An 18,167-nucleotide genomic window follows, 5' to 3' on the forward strand; every position below is an offset into this window, starting at 1 on the left:
CGCGGGCTGTTTTTCGATCACGCGTTCGTGTGATTTGGGTGGCTGGCGGTGGTCAGTTTGGCCAGGAAGCGGCCCATATGCGGGTCCGCGCGTTCGAGCGGCACCTCGTCGAGCGCGAACCAGCGCACCTGTTCGAATTCCCCTTCATCGTAGCGGATCGCTTGATCCCTGCGCGCGTGGACCACGTACCAGAGCGACACGTCCGTGTGGCCGGCCGTCAGTCCGACCGTTTGCGTCACCGTCACGAACAGCGGCGCGTCCACCGGATGCGGCGTTGCGAAGCCCAGTTCCTCCTCCAGCTCACGCGCCACCGTCACGCGCGGATGCTCGCCCGGCTGCCGTGTTTTGCTATTGGCCGATACCAACTGCCCAGGGCGTGGCGTGGTGGCCTACACCGACCTTGCCGCACTTTTTTCTGGAGCTGTTCTAGAACGTCTAAAGCGTTCTAGTTCGCTCTACTCCCATGGAATTTGAACTACTCCACTCTATGGTTGTCTAATTTTCAGGAGCAGGCAATAGAAGCTAGAGTGTTTTAGAAAATTATGCGGTTTCCCGCTGTCATTTTTAGAGTGTTCTAGAGCTGTTCCAGAGCGATATAGAGCGATCTAGAGTGTTCTGGATCGAATTAGACGTTTTAGCCTGGAGATCAAAATGAGCTACCCCATCCCTGTGCACCTGCCGAACGATGTGTTTCATGCGCTGACTGCCTTCACCGGCGAGCTCTGGTTTGGCGACATGAGCAGCGCCGCCCTCTGCGATGCCGTGCGCAGCTGGATTGCCCGAGGCGACGCCGGCGCCGACGCGGTGCCCGCTTCCCTCCACGGCTACCAATGGAAGCAGCTATTTCTGCCGGAGGGAACCAATTTGCGCGTCACGTTTCAAGGCCAGGTCGCTTATGCCACGGTGGAAGGCGATGCCATGGTTGCGGAGGGCAAGCGTGTCTCGCCATCGCAGTTCGTCAATGCTCATGGTTGCGGAAACCGCAACGCATGGCACGCGCTCTGGCTGCGGTTTCCAGGCGAGGCGCGCTGGCGGCTGGCCGCCGATTGCCGCGATGCGGCGCGTGACATGGGGACGTAACGTTTTCCTTTCCTGTTCATGGCGTTACGCCCCCAGTTGCCGATACACGGCGGCTTAGCGGTTCTGCGCCTGATGCTTGCGCGTTTGCGCCACGTCCATGTCCGCTTCCGTTTCCGGCACCTCGCCCTTGCTACGGGCTTCGAACAGGGCGGCGCGCACCTGCTCGCGGGTCAGGCCGGCTGCCGGCTGGGACTGGGCGGTGGTCGATGCCGAGTCGGCGGCTTCGCCGCGCGTCGTGTCGGGAGCGTCGGCGGCGAAGGCGGTGGCGCTGGCGGCGGTGATGATCAGGGTGGCGATCAAAGCGGTGGTTTTCATGATATTGCTCCTGTCGTGAGTGAGTACTGCGGTTAAAAGAACAAACAACTGCGGTGAAGCGAAAACGGTATAAATCGTTTGGTGCGCATCGAGTGGGCGCTTAGTGGGCGCTTAGTGGGCCCCCCCGGCATCGACCTTGCCGGCGCTGGCCACGGGCCGCGCCAGCCAGACGACGCCGATCAGGCACACGAACAGCAGGGCCGAACCCCAGAACAGGTCATTGGCGGCCAGCATGTAGGCCTGCGTGTTGACCTGGCGTTCCAGCAGCTGCCACGACTGGGCGGCTGAATAGCCGAGCTGCGACAGCCGCTCCAGCGTGTCCTGGGTGGCCTGCGCATATGGCGAAACGGCTTCGGCCAGGCGCACGTGGTGCAGGCTGGCGCGGTCGTCCCACAGGGTGCCGGCGGCCGAGGCGCCGAAAGCGCCGGCCGTGATGCGGGCGAAGTTGCACAGGCCGGAGGCGGCCGCCAGCCGCAGCGGGGGCAGGCCGGACAGGGCCAGCGCCGTCAGCGGCACGAAGAAGGTGGCCATGGCCGCGCCCTGGATCAGTTGCGGCAGCATGATGGTGCTCACGTCGGCCTGCATGTTGAACTGCGAACGCAGCCAGCACACGACTGCGAACACGAGGAAGGCGAAGCTGGCCAGCCAGCGCACGTCGAAGCGGCCGATATGCTTGCCCACCAGCGGCGACAGCAGCAGGGCCAATATGCCCACCGGCGCGCTGACAATGCCGGCCCAGGTGGCCGTGTAGCCGGCGAACTGCTGCAGCCACAGGGGCAGCAGCACCAGGTTGGCGAAGAACACGCCGTAGCCCAGCGACAGCGCCAGCGTGCCGATCGAGAAATTGCGGCCCTTGAACAGGCTCAGGTCCACGATGGGATGTTCGTGCGTGGTCTCCCAGATCACGAACACGGCGAAGGCGATGGCCGCCGTCAGGCCCAGCACCACCGTCTCCGCGGAACTGAACCAGTCCAGCTCCTTGCCCTTGTCGAGCATCACCTGCAGGCAGCCCACCCACACCACCAGCAGGCCCAGGCCCACGCCGTCGATCGGCTTTTTCACGCGCACGGACTCGCGGTCGCGCAGCAGCACCCAGGTGAGCCAGGCGGCGAACAGGCCGGTGGGGATGTTGATGTAGAAGATCCACGGCCACGAGATATTGTCCGAGATCCAGCCACCGAGGATAGGCCCCATCACGGGCGCGATCATGGTGGTCATGGCCCACATGGCCAGCGCCATGCCGGACTTCTCCTTCGGATAGCTTTGCAGCAGCAGCGCCTGCGACAGCGGGATCATGGGACCGGCCACGGCGCCTTGCATGATGCGGAACACGATCATGCTTTCCAGATTGGTGGCCAGCCCGCACAGCAGCGAGGCCAATACGAACAGCAGCACAGCCGCCACGAACAGGCGCACCTGTCCATAGCGCTGGGTGAGCCAGCCCGTCAGTGGCACGGCGATGGCGTTGGCCACGGCGAACGAGGTGATGATCCACGTACCCTGGCTGGCCGACACGCCGATGTCGCCCGCGATGGACGGAATCGACACGTTGGCGATGGTGATATCGAGCACGTTCATGAACGTGGCGAGCGCCAGCGCGATGGAGGCGAACACCAGGCGCATGCCCGTCAGCGGCGGCGGCACGGCCGGCGCGGTGGCGGCGGTGGTGGCGCCTGTGGCTTTAGCGGTGGTCATGGTGATGCTCCGTTCAGCGCAGCAGGTTGGCGCGCACGATCTGGTTGGCGATGTCGGCCACGCCGGCGCGGGCTTCGGCCTGGGCCTGGTACACCCTGGTCTGGGCCACGGGCGCGCCGCTGACGGCGCCGGCCAGTTGCGCGCCGCTTTGCTGCGACACGTCCACCTCGGCCACCATCGACAGCCCCACCCGCAGCGGATGGGCCGCCACTTCGGACGGCTCCAGCGCCACCCGCACCGGCAGGCGCTGCACCACCTTGATCCAGTTACCCGTCGCGTTCTGGGCCGGCAGCAGCGAGAACGCGCTGCCGGTGCCCGCGCCCAGCCCGGCCACGCGGCCGTGGTACACCACGTTGTGGCCGAACAGGTCGGCCGTCAGCGTGACGGGCTGGCCGATGCGCATGTGGCGCAGCTGGCTTTCCTTGAAGTTGGCGTCCACCCACAGCTGGTCCAGCGGCACCACGGCCAGCAGCGGCGCGCCCACGGCCACGCGCTGGCCGATCTGCACGCTGCGCCGTGCCACGTAGCCGCTTTGGGGCGCGATGATGGCCGTGCGGTCCAGCGTCAGCTGGGCTTCCTGCAGGGCGGCCACGGCTTGCGCCACGGCCGGGTGCTCGCGCACGGCGCCGGCGCCGGCCAGCGCGCGGCTGGCCGCGTATTGCTGGCGGCTCGCCTCGAGCGCGGCGGCGGCCGTGCGGGCCGTATCCTCGGCGTGGCGGATCTCCTCCTCGGACACGGCGCCGCTGCCTTTGAGCACGCTGCGCTGGGCCAGGTCGGCCCGGGCGCGGCGCAGCTCCGCTTCGCGCAGCGCCACGGCGGCCGACTGGGCCGACTGGTTCAGGAACAGGGCCTCCGTCTGGCGCACGGTCTGGGCCAACTGGGTCTTGGCCTTTTCCAGCGCCAGCTTGGCGTCCGTCGGGTCGAGCTGGGCCAGCACGGTGCCGGCCTGCACGAAGTTGGTGTCGTCCGCGTGGATCGCCACCACGGTGCCGGCCACCTGGGGCGTGAGCTGGATCACGTTGCCGGCCACGTAGGCGTCGTCGGTCGAGACCTGGAAGCGGGCGCTCGTGTACCAGTAAGCGCCGTAGCCGACGGCGGCCACGCCCAGCGCGGCGGCCAGCGCCACCAGCATGGTCTTGCGGCGCGCGGCCGGCGCCGCGCTGGCAGCTTGGGCGGCCGGTTGGGCGCCAACGGCCTGGTTGGGAACGGCGGGGGCTTGGGTAGTCATGTTGGTCTCCGATCAAAAAGAGGGTCAGGATTGGGCCGGCGCGGCGCCCAGCGCCACACCGTCGCCCAGTGCGTGATTGAGGCGGATCGCCGTTTGCAGGCGGCGCGCGCGCAGGTCGGCGTCGGCCTGGGCCTGGATCAGCTGGCGCTGCTGCACACCGAGCACCACCAGGTAGCTCGACAGGCCTTGCTGGTAGCGCTGGCTGGCCGCCTTTTCGGCCGCGTCCAGCTCGCGCACGGCGCTGCCATGCGCGGCCAAGCGGCTGTCGAGCGCGCGCCAGGTGGCCACCTGGTCGGCCACGTCGCGCATGGCGCCGATCACCAGCTGGTTGTAGCGCGCCACTTCGACGGCGTAGTCGGCGTGGCGCATGGCCAGCCCGGTGCGCAGGCGGCCCGCGTCGAACAGGGGCAGGTGCAGGGCCGGGCCGAAGCCGAACAGGCGGCTGTTGCCTTGCAACAGATTGCCCGCGTCCAGCGCGGCCACGCCGGCGCTGGCCGTCAGGTCGATGTTGGGGTAGAAGTCGGCACGGGCGGCGGCCACGTCATGGCCGGCCGCGTCCAGCCGCAGGCGCTGGGCCACGATCTCGGGCCGGCGGCCCACCAGGTCCGCGTCCAGCCGGGCCGGCAAGGTCAGTGGCTGGTCCAGTTTCAGCGCGGGCACGGCCAGCGCTTCGCCGAATGCGGGGCCGGCACCGGCCAGCGCGGCCAGCTGGTGGCGCAGCAGCGTGGCCTGGTTGGCCAGCTGGGCCACGGCCGCCTGCGCCATCGGCACCTCGGCCAGCGCCTGGCGCCATTCCACTTCCGTGTCCAGCCCCGTTTTCATGCGGGCCTGGCGCAGCGTCACTTCGCGCTGGCGCAATGCCACCTGGCGCCGGGCCAGTTCCAGTTGTTGTTCCGTGCGCGCCAGTTCCACGTAGTCGTGGGCGATGGCGCCGGCCAGCGTCGCTTCGGCGGCGCGCGCCTCGATGCGGGCCGCGTCGGCCCGCGACAGGTCGGCCGCCACCCGTTCGCCGTTCTGGCCCCAGAAGTCGAATTCGTAGCGCAAGCCCAGGGTCAGCGCGGCCGAGGTGTGGCTGGTGCCGGCCAGCGCGGGCGGCACGGCGCCGTTGCCGCTGTAGCGCAGGCGGGCAGCGGCCGCGTCGGCGCTCAGTTCCGGGCCACCGTCGGCGCGGCGCGCCTGCAGCAGGGCGTCGGCCCGTTCCAGCCGGGCGCGCGCCTCGGCCAGGCCGGGGGCGCCGGCGATGGCTTGCGCGATCAGGCGGTCCAGCTGGGCGTCGTGGAACCCGTGCCACCAGTCGGCGGCGGGCCAGTCGCCCAGCGCGGCGCTGGCGCCCGTGGCGAGCGCATCGGCCGCCAGCGGCGTGGCCAGCGGCCGTTGCGGTCCGGGGCTGGCGCAGCCGGCCAGCAGCAGGGCCGCCAGCACGGTGGTCAGCAAGGGGGCGGGCAGCCCAGGCTTGGAAAGGGACGCTTTCATTTCGGTTCTCCTTCAGTTTCCGTGTTGCGTGTTTCAGGTTCAGGCGCTGTGCAGCGGGGCTTCGGCCACCGGCGCGCTTTGCACGTACAGCAGGGCGCCCAGCGCGATCAGGATCATGGTCAGGTGCACCGATTGCACGGCCCCTTGCTTGATCCAGTAGCCGAACCACAGGCCGCCGCAGGCGAACCACAGCCACAGCAGCAGGAAGCCGGACAGGGCCAGCACGCCGGCGCTGCGGGCCTGGCGCAACTGGCGCTGCTTGCCGCTCCAGCCGGCGCGGGCGAACAGCAGGGCCGCCAGCCACAGGGCCGACGCCACCGTGACCTGCACGGCCGCCACTGCGTACAGCAGCGTGGGCACGTGCTCCACGGGCCAGGCGTGCCACGCCAGGCCATTGCCCAGCACCGGCTCGGCGCGCAGCAAGTCCATCGACAGCATGTGGCCCAGCAGCTGGCGGTTGGTGCCCGGATCGGTCAGGTTGTTGAACACGGCGATACTGAGCCACAGGGCCAGGCCGGTCAGCAGCACCAGGCGGCTCAGGGCGGAAATGCGGGTAGACATGAAGCTCTCCTTACATGGTGGGGTGGGGGATCAGCACCGGCCAGCCGCGTTCATTGGCCAGCGTCAGCATCGACAGCTCGTGCGCCACGACGGTGGGGTGGCCCACCGCTTCCAGCAGCGGCAGGTCGGACTGGTGGTCGCCGTAGCCGTAGCACTGGGCGCCGCTGGCGCCGTGGGCGGCCAGGAAGGCGTCCACCGCTTCGCGCTTGCCCGCGCCGATGGTTTGCGGCGCCAGCAGCTCGCCCGTGTAGCGGCCCTGCTCGACGGCCATGCGGTTGACCAGCAGGTAGTGCACGCCCAGCGCGTCGGCCAGCGGCTGGATGATTTCCAGCGCCGAGCCGGACACGAACACGGGCTGCACGCCGTCGGCCTGGTGCCGGCGCAGCGCGCGCAGCACGGGCGCGATGTAGAAGCCGGGCTGGGTCGACGCTTGCGCGAACCAGCGCCGGGCGCTGGCCGCCAGCGCGTTGCGGTCGTGGCCGCGGAACGCGCGGTAGTAGGCGCGGTTCACTTCGTTGCGTTCGCGGCCCTGGCGCAGCAGCGCGCGCAGGTGGCGCTGGGCCAGCCAGTCGGCCAGCGCGCCGCGCACGGGGCCCAGCCGTTCGCGCAGGTAGAAGGCGCGGAAGGTGAACATGCTCTTCTGGTCGATCAGGGTTTCATCGACGTCGAAGAAAGCGTAGCGGTTGCGGGACATGCGGTTCTCCTGTGGGCCGGCGCGTTGTCACGCGCGCCGGCCGGTTGCGGTGGACGGTCAGGCCGGCAGGGCCACGGCGTGGGCTGGGGTGGCGGCGGGCTGGCCCAGGCCACGCGAGATCAGGTCCGCCATCAGCCAGTCCATGCTGTGCGACAGGGCCTGGTCGGCCAGCTGGTTTTCGCGCGGGCCCAGGTAGGCGTCGTCGAACACGCCGAACTTGACGGCCATGCCGGCCACGGCGCGCCCGTTCTGCCACACTTCCATGTCGGCCGCGACGGTGACGCGGTCCGGACGGGGGCGCTGCAAGTCCAGCAGCGTGTAGCGGATGGTGGCCGGCAGCGGAAACGCGAACTGCAGGAAGCGCATGTTCATTTCGTTGATCACGAAGTAGCGCTTGGCCGGCGCGTCGGGGCCCATGCAGTGCGCTTCCGTGGTGGCGATGAACATCTGGCGGCACGCCTCCGTCAGCACCATGCCTTGCACGTGCAGGCCGGTCAGGTGGTCCAGCATCAATTCGCTGCGTGCGTCGATCAGCACGTCGGCCTCGAAGTGGGTCTCGTCGATCTTGCGCGGCACGGAGATCAGCACGTTCTGGTCCTGGTGCTTGTGCGACAGCGCATGGCCGGCGCGGCTGTGGCGGTTCAACTCGTTCCAGCAGGCGAATTCCTGGCCCAGGCCCAGGCTGATGGCCAGGCAGTAGGCATGGTCGATCTGCATGCCGCTCAAGCCCTGGCCGGCCACCAGGGTCTTGCCGCGCAGGGACTCGATGCGGTTGTGGCGCAGTTGATCGAGCAGGGTGTGGTAAGCCAGCACGCCAGGTTTTTGTACGAATTTGTTGAATTCTTCAGCGATAACGAGTTGCAGGTTCATAAAATCCTCCTATAAAAAGTGAATGGAAAAGTGAAGTGCCTTCGGTCCGAAGCGCCAAGCTCAAGCCAGGGCGGCGTGCCCCATCAACCAACTGTCATGCAGCCATTTCTCCGTCTGGCGCAGGCTGCGTGTGAAACCCCATACGATGTCGCGTTCAAAGGTCAGCACCACGCCGTGGGCGCCGACGATGACCCAGAAGTAGCGGCCATCGCGCTCGTTGCGGCACTTGACCTTCATGCCCGTCAGCGTGTGCGTGCGCAGCTGGCCGTCGGCCGTCGTGGTGCGCAGTGTTTCGTCGTGCGGCTGCACCCATTGCAGCGCCATGCCCGGCAGCAGGTCCGGCGCCTGTTGCTCCAGGTAGGCATGGGCGATGCGCTGGGCCTGGGCCACGGAGGGCAGCGCGCCGTGGCATTGGGCCGCGCTGAACCACGTCTTGCCCAGCAACTGGCCCGAGGGCGACAGCACCATGCTGTAGTGTTCGCCGCCCAGGCCGCCGTTCTGGCCATCGCTGCGCTCGTAGCGCAAGTGCCAGGCCGGGGCGCCGTCCAGCGTGACGGGGTTGACGCTGGCCAGGGTCTCGAAGCCGGCCGGCGGGCGCAGGCGCGCATCGAGGCGCACGGGCAGCGGCTGGTGGTGGTCGGCCAGGTGGCCGGCGTTGGCGGTGCTGGTGTTCGGTTTCATGTTGGTTCTCCTTCTGGTAGGGGTCGGTTAGCGGGGCGCCACGGCGGCGCCGGCGGCCAGCCGGCCAGTGGGCAAACTGACGATCAGGGCGCCGGCCACCAGCAGGGCCAGGCAGCCGAAGTAGCGGGCGGCCGGCAGCGGGGTGGCCGTGCTGGCCAGCCAGGGACCGAGGCTGGCGCCGCTGAACAGCACGAAGGTGTACAGCGACACGGCCTGGCCACGCCAGCTGGCCTCGGCCAGGGCACTGGTACGGGCGATCAGGCTCGGCACACTGATGCCCACGCCGGCCACGAACAGCACGCTGGCGGCCAGCGTGGCGGCCAGGTTGCCGCTCACGCCACCGGCCAGGGCGGCGGCAGCCAGCCCGGTGGCGGCCGTGGCCAGGCCCACGCTGACCATGCGCTGGGCGCCGAAGCGGGGCAGCAGCACGGCCACGGCCAGCGGCATCAGGAAGCCAGGCAAGGCGATGGCACGCACGGCCAGCGGGCTCAGGTTGGCTGCCCGCAGCGCGGCGCCCAGGTGATGGTCCAGCCCCAGGTAAAAGGCCACGAAGCTCATCATCAGGGGCAGCGCGGCGCCGTACACGGTGCGCAGGGCGGGCTGGCGCAGCACACGCAGCAGGCCGCTGTAGCTGGCCAGCAGCGGGGTGGTGACGGGTGTCCGTAATTCCTGCGGCAGGCTGGCCAGCATCCAGGCCGTGGCCAGGTAGATCGGGCAGGGCAGGGCCACGGCCCAGCCGAAACCGTAGGCCGCGCCGGCCAGGCCGCCGTAGATCTGGCCCACCAGGCCGGCCAGCAGGAAGGCCGTGCTCAGCCATGCCAAACCCCACAGGCGCAGCCGGCCCGGCAGCGCTTCGGCCAGGAAGGCCAGCGCGGCCGGCGGGAAGGCGGCCGTGGCCAACCCTTGCAGGGCGCGGCCCGCATACAGTTCGGCCGGCGTGCTGGCCTGGCTCAGCAGCAGCGTGGTCGCCGTCAGCGCCAGCAGGCCGCCCACCATGACGGGCTTGCGGCCGATGCGGTCCGACAGCGGACCGAACAGCAAGAAGCCGCTGGCGTAGGCGAAGCTGAACGCGCCCAGCGCGGCGCCGGCGCCGGCCGCGTCCAGACCGAACTGACGGCCGATCTGGCCCAGCAGCGGTAGCGGCAGGTAGAGCTGGGACACGGCGGCCAGGCCGCACAGGGCCAGCAGGGTCAAGACGGCAACCGGATGCTTCATGGTCTATCCTTTCGTTGGCTATTAATACGACGGCTTTTATTTAGCTAGGCACTATGTAGTAGGCTAAATAATTAGTTCAAAAAAAACTGGCATCGCCAGCAGTCCGAATTAATTGTAATTAAGTCACGTTTTCAATATTAGCATAAAAATAGCCTTTAACTATATAGCCGGCTACATATTTTATGCAAAAAAAATCCACCTTGCGTTGGCCGGGCGGGGCAGGCCGCCCGGCCCCGGCCATGGCGTCACTCAGGCCGCCACCGCCTTGATGTCGGCCATGCTGGCGTTGAGCTTGCGCATCAGGCTACGCAATTGCTCGCGTTCCTGGGGGCTGAACACGCTCATCAGCTGCGCCACCCAGCTGTAGTGCTCGGGCAGGGCTTCGGCCAACAGCGCCTCGCCGGCCGGCAGCAGCCGCACCACCCAGGCGCGGCGGTCGCCCACGTCCTGCTCGCGCCGGCACAGCTTGGCCTGCTCGAGGCGGTCGACGATGCCCGTCATGGTGGGCGAAGACACGCTCACGCCCTCGGCCAGCCGGCCCACGCCCAGGCCGCCGGGGCTGCGCTTGAGCAGCAGCAGCACGAAGAACTTGGTCTGCGACAGGCCATGGCGGGCCAGGTTCACTTCGAACTCGGCCATCATGTCGCTGCAGCTGCGCGACAGCAGCAGCCACGTTTGCAAGCCCTCGACATCGGGGTTGGGATACAGCTTGGCAAATTGCGACAAGGTATCGAAGCTGGGTAAATCCTTGAGTTCCAACATGGTGGTGTCTCGTTTGATTAGTAGTTGGATAAATATTAGCGTGCTAAATTGTGGCTGTCAAAGAAAATTTTGCTTTTTATATCAAGGCGCGTCGCGCCGGGCGCGCGCGGGGGCCGTCCGGCGCGTTTGGGCCACGCGGCAGGGGCTGGCTGGGGTAAGATCATGCCAGCATTTTTCCGCGGAAAGGAACGCCCATGCAGGCAGCCGTCAATCTGTGGCCCTTGATCGGGGTGGCCGTGATCGTGGCCGGCTTCGCGCTGCGGCTCCATCCCGTGCTGGTGGTGGTGGCCGCCTGCGCCGCCACCGGCGCGGCCATCGCCATGCCGCCCGGCGACTGGCTGGCCGCGCTGGGACTGGCCTTCGTCCGGACCCGCAACCTGCCCTTGATCCTGCTGCTGCCGCTGGCCGCCATCGGCCTGCTGGAACGCTACGGCCTGCGCGAGTACGCCCAGGCCGTGGTGACCCGCATCCGCTCGGCCACCACGGGCCGCCTGCTGATCGCCTACCTGCTGGCGCGCGAACTGAGCGCCGCCTTCGGCCTGACCAGCCTGGGCGGCCATCCCACCATGGTGCGCCCGCTGGTGGCGCCCATGGCCGAAGGGGTGGCCGCGGCCCGCCATCCGGGCCTGGACCGGGCGCTGCGCCAGCGCATCCGCGCCATGGCCGCGGCCACCGACAACGTCGGCCTGTTCTTCGGCGAGGATATCTTCGTCGCCTTCGGCGCCATCGTGCTGATGCAGACCATCTTGCACGGCGAAGGGCTGGAAGTCGATCCGCTGCGCATGGCGCTGTGGGGCATACCGACGGCCGTCAGCGCGTTCGTGATCCACGCCTGGCGCCTGCGCCGGCTTGACGCGCGCATCGCGCGCGCCGGTGCGCAGGCGCTGGCGCGCGCGGCCGGCACGGCGCAGCCGGCGCGCCACGGCGACGCGCCGGACGAACGCCCGGCCGGAGATGGCGCATGACCCTCACGCTCGATTTCTTCTACCCGGTGGTGGGCGCCATGCTGCTGCTGATCGCCCTCATGACGCTGCGCGACCGCCACCATCCGCGGCGCCACACGGCCGCCCTGTTCTGGGGCCTGTACGCGCTGGTCTACCTGGCGGGCGAGCGGCTGCCGCCGCAAGCGGTGGGGCTGGCCATGGTGGTGATGGCGCTGCTGGCCGGCCTGGGCGGCGTGCTGCCGGGCCGCCACGGGGAACGGACAGCGGCCGAACGGGCCGCCAGCGCCCGGCGCCTGGGACACCGGCTGCTGCTGCCGGCGCTGCTGATCCCGGCCGTCACCATCGCCGGCGCCACGCTGCTCAAGGATGTCCGGCTGGCTGGCGCGCCGCTGCTGGAGGTGAAGAACCTGACGCTGGTGTGCCTGGGCTGCGGCGCGCTGCTGGCCGTGGCGGCGGCCTGCTGGCTGACCCGCGCCACCCCGCTGCAGGCGCTGCGCGAGGCGCGCCGGCTGGTCGACAGCATGGGCTGGGCCGTCGTGCTGCCGCACATGCTGGCCGTGCTGGGCCTGCTGTTCGTGCAGGCCGGCGTGGGCAAGGCCGTGGCCCACGTCGTCACGCAGTGGATCGCGCTGGACACGCGGCTGGCGGCGGTGCTCGTGTATTGCCTGGGCATGGCGCTGTTTACCATCGTGATGGGCAATGGCTTCGCCGCGTTTCCCGTGATGACGGGCGGGGTCGGCATCCCCGTGCTGGTGGGGGTGTACCATGCCGATCCGGCCGTGATGGCGGCCATCGGCATGTTCAGCGCCTACTGCGGCACCCTGATGACGCCGATGGCGGCCAACTTCAACATCGTGCCGGCGGCCTTGCTGGAGCTGGATGACAAGCATGGCGTGATCAAGGCGCAGCTGCCCACCGCCTTGCCGCTGCTGGCCATCAACGTGGCCCTGTTGTATGTTCTGATGTACTGGTAACTGGAGCGAAATGCATGAACAAAATCATATTGTTGACGGGCTTTGAGCCGTTCAACAAGGACGACATCAACCCATCATGGGAAGCCGTGCGCGTGCTGGGCGACTGGCAGGAGGGCGATTTCGTGGTGGTGGCGCGCCAGCTGCCGTGTGCGTTCGGGGTGGCCAGCCGCCTGCTGCACCAGATCGTGGAGGAGCTCCAGCCCAGCCTCGTGATCATGGTGGGCCAGGCCGGCGGCCGGGTCGACATGACGGTCGAGCGCATCGCCATCAACGTCGACGACGCGCCCATCCAGGACAACCGCAAGCGCCAGCTGGTCGACGTGCCGGTGGTGGCGGGTGGCCCAGCCGCCTATTTCTCCACGCTGCCCATCAAGGCCATCGTGCACCAGTTGCGCGCGGCCGGGCTGCCGGCGTCCGTGTCGCAGTCGGCCGGCACCTTCGTGTGCAACCACGTGTTCTACAGCCTGATGCACCAGGCGGCCGACTGGGGCACCACCATGCGCGCCGGCCTGATCCACGTGCCCTATTTGCCACAGCAGGCGGCGCGCCATCCGGGCACGCCCAGCATGCGGCTTGCCGACATGATCGAAGGCTTGCGCATCGCCGTGCGCACGGCGCTGGCCTACGACGTCGACCTGCGCGAGGCCGGCGGCGTGACACATTGACGGTTTCTTTCGCCCGGATGGTGTTGTCAATATTGACAGCAGGCTATAATCGTTCTGACTGTAAATATTAGTTGCCGCGCATCCTGTACGGCCGCGCCATTCCCCACTTCATCCATGCATAGCAGACTACGCCGCGTCATCGCCGCTTTCCTGTGCTCGTGGGCCGCATTGCTGCCCATGACGTGCCAGGCGCGGCAGGCGTTGGCCCTGCTTGATTACCGCTGCGGTCCGCCAGCGCCGGTGTGGCCGGCCAGCATGGCGGCGGGCTGGCTGCCCTTGCCCGCGGACGGCGCCCTGGTCGCCCGTGGCGACGCTTGCTGGCTGCGGGTGGCGGCGGCCGGCGCCGGCACCGATTACGTGGTGCTGCAGCATTCGCCCATGTTGCGCATGACCTTGTTCGATAGCGCCGGCCGCCAGTTGCGCCCCGGCGCCGCCGGCGGCCCGCTGGAGCAGGGCTGGCGCTTGCTGTTGCCGCTCGCCGGCCTGCAGGCCAGCCCCTTGTACCTCAAACTGGATGCCTACAATCCCGCCTACCCCGAGCGCGTGATCGCGCGCGGCCAGGGCCCGTTGGCCGACGTGTTGCCGGCCCAGCAGCGCACCCTGATGACGACGCTGCTGGCGTCCATCCTGCTGCTGACGTCGGCCATGTTCACGGCCGCCTTCGGCCTGGCCCTGCGCGAGCGCGAATTTGGCGAATATGCGGGCTATTCGGTGGCCCTGGGTTTGTCGCTGCTGACCTACGCGCGGCTGGACGTGCTGCTGCTGGGCGTCGATTGCGGCTGGCTGTGGCAGCTGGCCACGCCGCTGTCGACCTGCGTGCTGTGCTGGCTGGCCATGCACTTTGGGCGCTTCGAGCGCAGCAGCGTGTGGCTGGCGCGCGCCTTGCGCGCCGTGATCGTCGTCGACGCAGCCCTGCTGGGCTGGTCGCTGCTGGCGCTGGCCGGCGTACCGTTGCCCATACCGGACATGGATCGTTTCACCTACGAGAACATGCAGGACATGGTGGTCGAATCGCTGATCATGCTGGGCGGCTGGCTGAGCTGGCGGCGCGGCGAGCATGACAGCCAGGATGGCTTGCTGCTCATGCTGGGCCTGGCCCCGTCGCTGTACATCGACCTGGTGCACCAGTTGTGGGACCCCTGGCTGGCGCCCTGGCTGCGGGCCGGCTGGGGCTACACGCTGCCGGCTGGCGTCGACGACATCGTCCACTTCAACGGCGCGCTCACCTGGTTGCCGCTGCCGGCCATGTTCTGCTTCGCGCTGGCGCGCCGCGCGCTGCGCCTGCACCGGGCGTTGAACGAGGAACGGCTGCAGCTGGAGGCGCGCGTCGAGCACCGCACGCGCGAGCTGCGCAGCGCCAACGCGGAACTGGAGCTGCGGGCCAGCACGGACGAGCTGACCGGCTTGCCGAACCGGCGCCGCATGATGGAATGGATCGAGCACGAGATCGCACGCGCGCGCCGCTACGGCCACGCGCTGACCCTGTGCATGCTCGACATCGACCACTTCAAGCGCATCAACGACGAGCATGGCCACCTGGCGGGCGACCGCGCGCTGGTGGCCATCGCCGACGTGCTGGGCGAGACCATGCGCGGCGCCGACCTGATCGCCCGTTTCGGCGGCGAGGAATTCGTGCTGCTGCTGACCGATACGGGGCCGCAGGTGGCCGTCGAGCTGGTCGAGCGCCTGCGCGCCTCGGTGGCGGCGCTGCCGCTGCGGGCCGACGATGGCCGGCACTACAGCATGACCGTCAGCGTGGGCGTGGCGGCGCTGGAAGCGGACGGCGGCGACAGCATTGCGCGCCTGCTGCTGCGGGCCGACCAGGCCCTGTACCGGGCCAAGAACGGCGGGCGCAATTGCGTGATGGTGGCGTGATGGTGGCGTGATGGTGGCGTGATCGTGGCGTGATCGTGGCGCGCGGGACGGGCGCGGCAGGGGCGCGGCCGCCAGGCCTCAGCCCTCGCCCCGCGCCGGCGGATTGATGATGTTGAGGAAGGCGCGCACCACGGGCGCGTCGTCCAGCGCCGGGTAGGTGATGTACAGGTTGGCCGACGGCGGATCGCGCAGCGGCACGAACACCACGCCGGGCCAGCCGATGCGGCTGGTCGTCTCCGGCAGCAGCGTCACCCCCAGGCCCGCGCCCACCATGGCCAGCAGCGTCTGCGGCTCGTTCGCTTCCTGGAAGATCGTCGGCTGGAAGCCGGCCTTGACGCAGCATTCGATCAGGTAGCGGGGGAAGGAGGACTTGTCGAGCGCCAGCGTCAGCATCGGTTCCTTGGCGATGTCCATCAGGTCGATCTCGGCGCGCGCGGCCAGCGGGTGGTGGTCGTTGATGGCCACGCACACGTTCTCGCGGTAGCACAGTTCCTGGCGCAGGTTGTCGCGCTTGAGTTCATCCTCGTCCAGCCTCGGTTCGCGCCAGAAGCCCACGTCCACCTGCTTGGCGCGCAGCGCGTCGTACTGCACCGTGGGGCCCAGTTCGTGCAGGGTCCACGTCACGCGCGGGTACTTGGTCTGGAATTCCTCCAGCAGGCTGGGGATGGGGCCCCACATGGCCGAACCGACGATGCCCACCCGCAGCCGTCCCACTTCGCCGCGGTCGATCTGGCGGATGGTGTCGATGGTCATGCGCATGCGCGCCAGCAGTTCGGTCGCTTCCTGCATCAACGCCTTGCCCGCCACCGTCAGCTCGAAGGTGCGGGTGGTGCGGGCGAACAGGCGCACGCCCAGTTCCGCCTCCAGTTTCATGATCTGCTGGCTCAGCGGCGGCTGCGAGATGTGCAGCTTCTCGGCCGCCCGGCTGAAGCTTTTCTCCTCGGCCACGGCCAGGAAGTAGCGTAACTGTTTCAGGTCGATGGACATGGCGTGATGCTCGCGTGGTTCAGCGGGTCGCCGGGTGGGCGTGCAGCGCGCGGGCCAGCGCCGTGCCCACGCGCGCGTTGTGCTTCACCAGCGCGATGTTGGTGGCCAGGCTGCGCCCGGCCGTCAAGTCCTTGATGCGGCTGAGCAGAAAGGGCGTGACCTGCTTGCCCGTGATGCCGCGCTGGGCCGCCTCGTTCAAGGCCTGCTCCGTGATGGCGTCGATTTCCGCCTTGGGCATGGCGTCCACCGCCGGCACCGGGTTGCTGACCACCACCCCGCCTTTCAAACCCAGCTCCCACTTGGTGCGGATGAAGGCCGCCTGTTCGGCCGCCGTGTCGAGCTGGAAGTCGGCGTGGTAGCCGCTCTCGCGCGTGAAGAAGGCGGGGAAGCCGGGCTGGCCCACGCTGACCACGGGTACGCCGTGCGTCTCCAGGTATTCCAGCGTGAGGCCGATGTCGAGGATGGACTTGACGCCCGCGCATACCACGGCCACCGAGGTGTGGGCCAGTTCCTGCAGGTCGGCCGAGATGTCGAAGCTGGTCTCGGCGCCGCGGTGCACGCCGCCGATGCCGCCCGTGACGAACACCTCGATCCCGGCCAGTTGTGCGCAGATCATGGTGGCGGCCACCGTGGTGGCGCCCAGCCTGGCCTGCGACAGCACGTAGGGCAGGTCGCGCCGGCTCACCTTCATGGCGTCGGGCGCCGTGGCCAGCTGTTCCAGCTGTTCGGGCGACAGGCCGATGCAGATCTTGCCTTCGATGATGGCGATGGTGGCCGGCACGGCGCCGCCGTCGCGGATGATCTGTTCCACTTCGCGCGCCATCTGCACGTTCTGCGGATACGGCATGCCGTGCGAGATGATGGTCGATTCCAGCGCCACGATGGCTTTGCCGGCGGCGCGGGCGGCTGCTACTTCAGGCGAAAAGGAGAGGAAGGGGTGCATGTTGGAGCTCCTGTCGTTGGCGTGTTGGTGGCGTTAGCGGATGGCCGGCGCGGCCGATGCGGGCAAGGGCGGCGCGTCCAGGTCGAAGTCGTTGATCTCGTCGAGCACGTCGGCCGCCAGCACGGGCGAGACGGTGTCCGGGCTTTCCAGCGTCATGGCGGCCACCTTCAGGCCGCGCCGGCAGGCCAGCCCCAGGTCGTCGCTGCCCTGGTACAGCGACCAGCAGACGGCGGCCGCGAACGCGTCGCCGGCGCCCGTCACGTCCACCACCTCGACCTGGTGGGCCGGCAGCCAGGCCAGCTGGCCTGGTCCCGCCGTGGTGTGGAACACGCCCTGGCCGCCGCAGGTGACGATCACGTCGCGCGCGCCCTGGGCCTGCACTTGGCGGCAGGCGGCGGCCACGTCGTCCTCGGTGGGCAGGGCGCGCCCGACCCGGGTTTCCAGTTCGCCGCGGTTGAGGATCAGCAGCCGCAGGCCGTGCAGGTCGGCCGGCAAGCGCGCCATCTTGGGCTGCGACACCGCCACGATGATCAGCGGGACGGCGTCGTGGCGGGCGTCGGCCAGCAGCAGGGCGACGCTGTCGCGCGGCAGGTTCAGGTCGGCCACCGTCATGGCGGCGGCCGCGCGTTGCGGCTGGCGGCTGGCCAGGAACGATGGCGTGAGGCGGTCGTAGAGGGCCATGTCGGCCAGCGCCACCGTCATTTCGCCGCCCGCGTCCAGCACGGCCGTGTAGGTGCCGGTGGCGCAATCGGCCACGTGCAGGCTGGCGCGCATGTCGATGCCGGCCGCTTGCGCGTGGTCGGCCAGCGCGCGGCCGGCTGCGTCCGTGCCCAGCGCCGTCAGCAGGGCGGCCGGGATGGCGAGCCGGGTCAGGTTTTCCGCGATGTTGCGGGCCACGCCGCCGAATACTTCTTCGGCGCTGGCCGGATTGGACGTGCCCAGTTGCAGCGGCGCCAGCGTGCGCAGCTTGCGGTCCAGGTTGGCCGCGCCGATGCACACGATGGGGCGTTGGTCGGGCAGCACATAGGCCCGGCCCAGCAGCCGGCGTTCGCGGATCAGGCCGGCGATGTGGCCGGCCACGGCCGAACGCGACAGGCGCAATTCGATGGCCAGGTCTTGCTGGGAAATGAAGGGGTTGGCGCGGATCAGCTGGTATAGCTGTTCCTTTTTCGACAGTTCCGTCACGGCCACTCCAATAAACATTT

19 protein-coding genes are annotated in these 18,167 nt (G+C 68.9%); 5 read left to right on the forward strand and 14 right to left on the reverse strand.

What is annotated here, in order from left to right; all coding sequences use genetic code 11:
• Positions 1-17: 17 nt before the first annotated feature.
• A complete protein-coding gene (locus H3H36_RS17980) occupies positions 18-365 on the reverse strand; it encodes an NUDIX domain-containing protein (RefSeq protein WP_229219968.1) in 348 nt (115 codons plus the stop codon).
• A gap of 286 nt (positions 366-651) precedes the next feature.
• Between H3H36_RS17980 and H3H36_RS17985 the strand changes: the two genes are divergently transcribed.
• Positions 652-1,080 (forward strand): hypothetical protein, encoded by a 429-nt coding sequence (locus tag H3H36_RS17985; RefSeq protein WP_182219478.1) that lies wholly within the window; start codon positions 652-654, stop codon positions 1,078-1,080.
• Between the two features lie 54 nt (positions 1,081-1,134).
• Here the strand turns inward: H3H36_RS17985 and H3H36_RS17990 are convergent, their stop codons facing one another.
• The 10 genes from H3H36_RS17990 to H3H36_RS18035 all read right to left on the reverse strand — a co-directional run bounded on the left by H3H36_RS17990 (position 1,135) and on the right by H3H36_RS18035 (position 10,574).
• Positions 1,135-1,395, reverse strand: coding sequence for a DUF4148 domain-containing protein (locus H3H36_RS17990; RefSeq protein ID WP_182219479.1), 261 nt, complete (start codon positions 1,393-1,395; stop codon positions 1,135-1,137).
• A gap of 111 nt (positions 1,396-1,506) precedes the next feature.
• Positions 1,507-3,090 carry a DHA2 family efflux MFS transporter permease subunit gene (locus tag H3H36_RS17995; protein ID WP_182219480.1) on the reverse strand — a complete coding sequence of 528 codons (1,584 nt, stop codon included), beginning with the start codon at positions 3,088-3,090 and terminating at the stop codon, positions 1,507-1,509.
• Positions 3,091-3,103: 13 nt separating this feature from the next.
• Positions 3,104-4,318: an HlyD family secretion protein gene (locus H3H36_RS18000; RefSeq protein WP_182219481.1), complete on the reverse strand. Its 1,215-nt coding sequence runs from the start codon at positions 4,316-4,318 to the stop codon at positions 3,104-3,106.
• Between the two features lie 24 nt (positions 4,319-4,342).
• Complete coding sequence (locus H3H36_RS18005; RefSeq protein ID WP_182219482.1) at positions 4,343-5,791, reverse strand: efflux transporter outer membrane subunit; 1,449 nt, start codon at positions 5,789-5,791, stop codon at positions 4,343-4,345.
• A 39-nt stretch (positions 5,792-5,830) separates the two neighbouring features.
• Positions 5,831-6,352, reverse strand: coding sequence for a DUF2165 family protein (locus H3H36_RS18010; RefSeq protein ID WP_182219483.1), 522 nt, complete (start codon positions 6,350-6,352; stop codon positions 5,831-5,833).
• A 10-nt stretch (positions 6,353-6,362) separates the two neighbouring features.
• Positions 6,363-7,046 (reverse strand): HAD family hydrolase, encoded by a 684-nt coding sequence (locus tag H3H36_RS18015; protein WP_182219484.1) that lies wholly within the window; start codon positions 7,044-7,046, stop codon positions 6,363-6,365.
• A 57-nt stretch (positions 7,047-7,103) separates the two neighbouring features.
• Positions 7,104-7,916 carry an AfsA-related hotdog domain-containing protein gene (locus tag H3H36_RS18020; protein ID WP_182219485.1) on the reverse strand — a complete coding sequence of 271 codons (813 nt, stop codon included), beginning with the start codon at positions 7,914-7,916 and terminating at the stop codon, positions 7,104-7,106.
• A 60-nt stretch (positions 7,917-7,976) separates the two neighbouring features.
• On the reverse strand, positions 7,977-8,597 hold the full coding sequence (locus tag H3H36_RS18025) for a hypothetical protein (protein WP_182219486.1): 621 nt from the start codon (positions 8,595-8,597) through the stop codon (positions 7,977-7,979).
• 27 nt (positions 8,598-8,624) lie between these two features.
• The gene (locus H3H36_RS18030; protein ID WP_182219487.1) at positions 8,625-9,812 is read right to left on the reverse strand and encodes an MFS transporter; all 1,188 of its coding nucleotides are present in this window, start codon (positions 9,810-9,812) and stop codon (positions 8,625-8,627) included.
• Positions 9,813-10,061: 249 nt separating this feature from the next.
• Positions 10,062-10,574: a MarR family winged helix-turn-helix transcriptional regulator gene (locus H3H36_RS18035; protein ID WP_182219488.1), complete on the reverse strand. Its 513-nt coding sequence runs from the start codon at positions 10,572-10,574 to the stop codon at positions 10,062-10,064.
• 194 nt (positions 10,575-10,768) lie between these two features.
• On the opposite strand from H3H36_RS18035, the gene H3H36_RS18040 reads away from it, so the two are divergent.
• The 4 genes from H3H36_RS18040 (at position 10,769) to H3H36_RS18055 (ending at position 15,032) form a co-directional block, all read left to right on the forward strand.
• Positions 10,769-11,539, forward strand: a complete 771-nt coding sequence (locus H3H36_RS18040; RefSeq protein ID WP_182219489.1) for a DUF969 domain-containing protein — start codon at positions 10,769-10,771, stop codon at positions 11,537-11,539.
• Positions 11,536-12,492 (forward strand): DUF979 domain-containing protein, encoded by a 957-nt coding sequence (locus H3H36_RS18045; protein ID WP_182219490.1) that lies wholly within the window; start codon positions 11,536-11,538, stop codon positions 12,490-12,492. Before H3H36_RS18040 ends, H3H36_RS18045 begins: the two co-directional genes overlap by 4 nt.
• A 14-nt stretch (positions 12,493-12,506) precedes the next feature.
• Positions 12,507-13,157, forward strand: coding sequence for a pyroglutamyl-peptidase I (gene pcp, locus H3H36_RS18050; protein ID WP_182219491.1), 651 nt, complete (start codon positions 12,507-12,509; stop codon positions 13,155-13,157).
• Positions 13,158-13,271: 114 nt separating this feature from the next.
• A complete protein-coding gene (locus H3H36_RS18055) occupies positions 13,272-15,032 on the forward strand; it encodes a GGDEF domain-containing protein (RefSeq protein WP_182219492.1) in 1,761 nt (586 codons plus the stop codon).
• 78 nt (positions 15,033-15,110) lie between these two features.
• On the opposite strand, the gene H3H36_RS18060 is transcribed toward H3H36_RS18055, so the two are convergent.
• The 3 genes from H3H36_RS18060 to H3H36_RS18070 are packed head-to-tail and all read right to left on the reverse strand — an operon-like array spanning position 15,111 to position 18,147.
• A complete protein-coding gene (locus H3H36_RS18060) occupies positions 15,111-16,019 on the reverse strand; it encodes a LysR family transcriptional regulator (RefSeq protein WP_182219493.1) in 909 nt (302 codons plus the stop codon).
• Positions 16,020-16,038: 19 nt separating this feature from the next.
• Complete coding sequence (locus H3H36_RS18065) at positions 16,039-16,962, reverse strand: pseudouridine-5'-phosphate glycosidase (RefSeq protein ID WP_182219494.1); 924 nt, start codon at positions 16,960-16,962, stop codon at positions 16,039-16,041.
• A gap of 33 nt (positions 16,963-16,995) precedes the next feature.
• Entirely contained in the window at positions 16,996-18,147 is a 1,152-nt protein-coding gene (locus H3H36_RS18070; protein ID WP_182219555.1) for a carbohydrate kinase, read from the reverse strand.
• Positions 18,148-18,167: the final 20 nt, after the last annotated feature.

The organism is Rugamonas fusca (assembly GCF_014042365.1).
Lineage (GTDB): Bacteria > Pseudomonadota > Gammaproteobacteria > Burkholderiales > Burkholderiaceae_D > Rugamonas > Rugamonas fusca.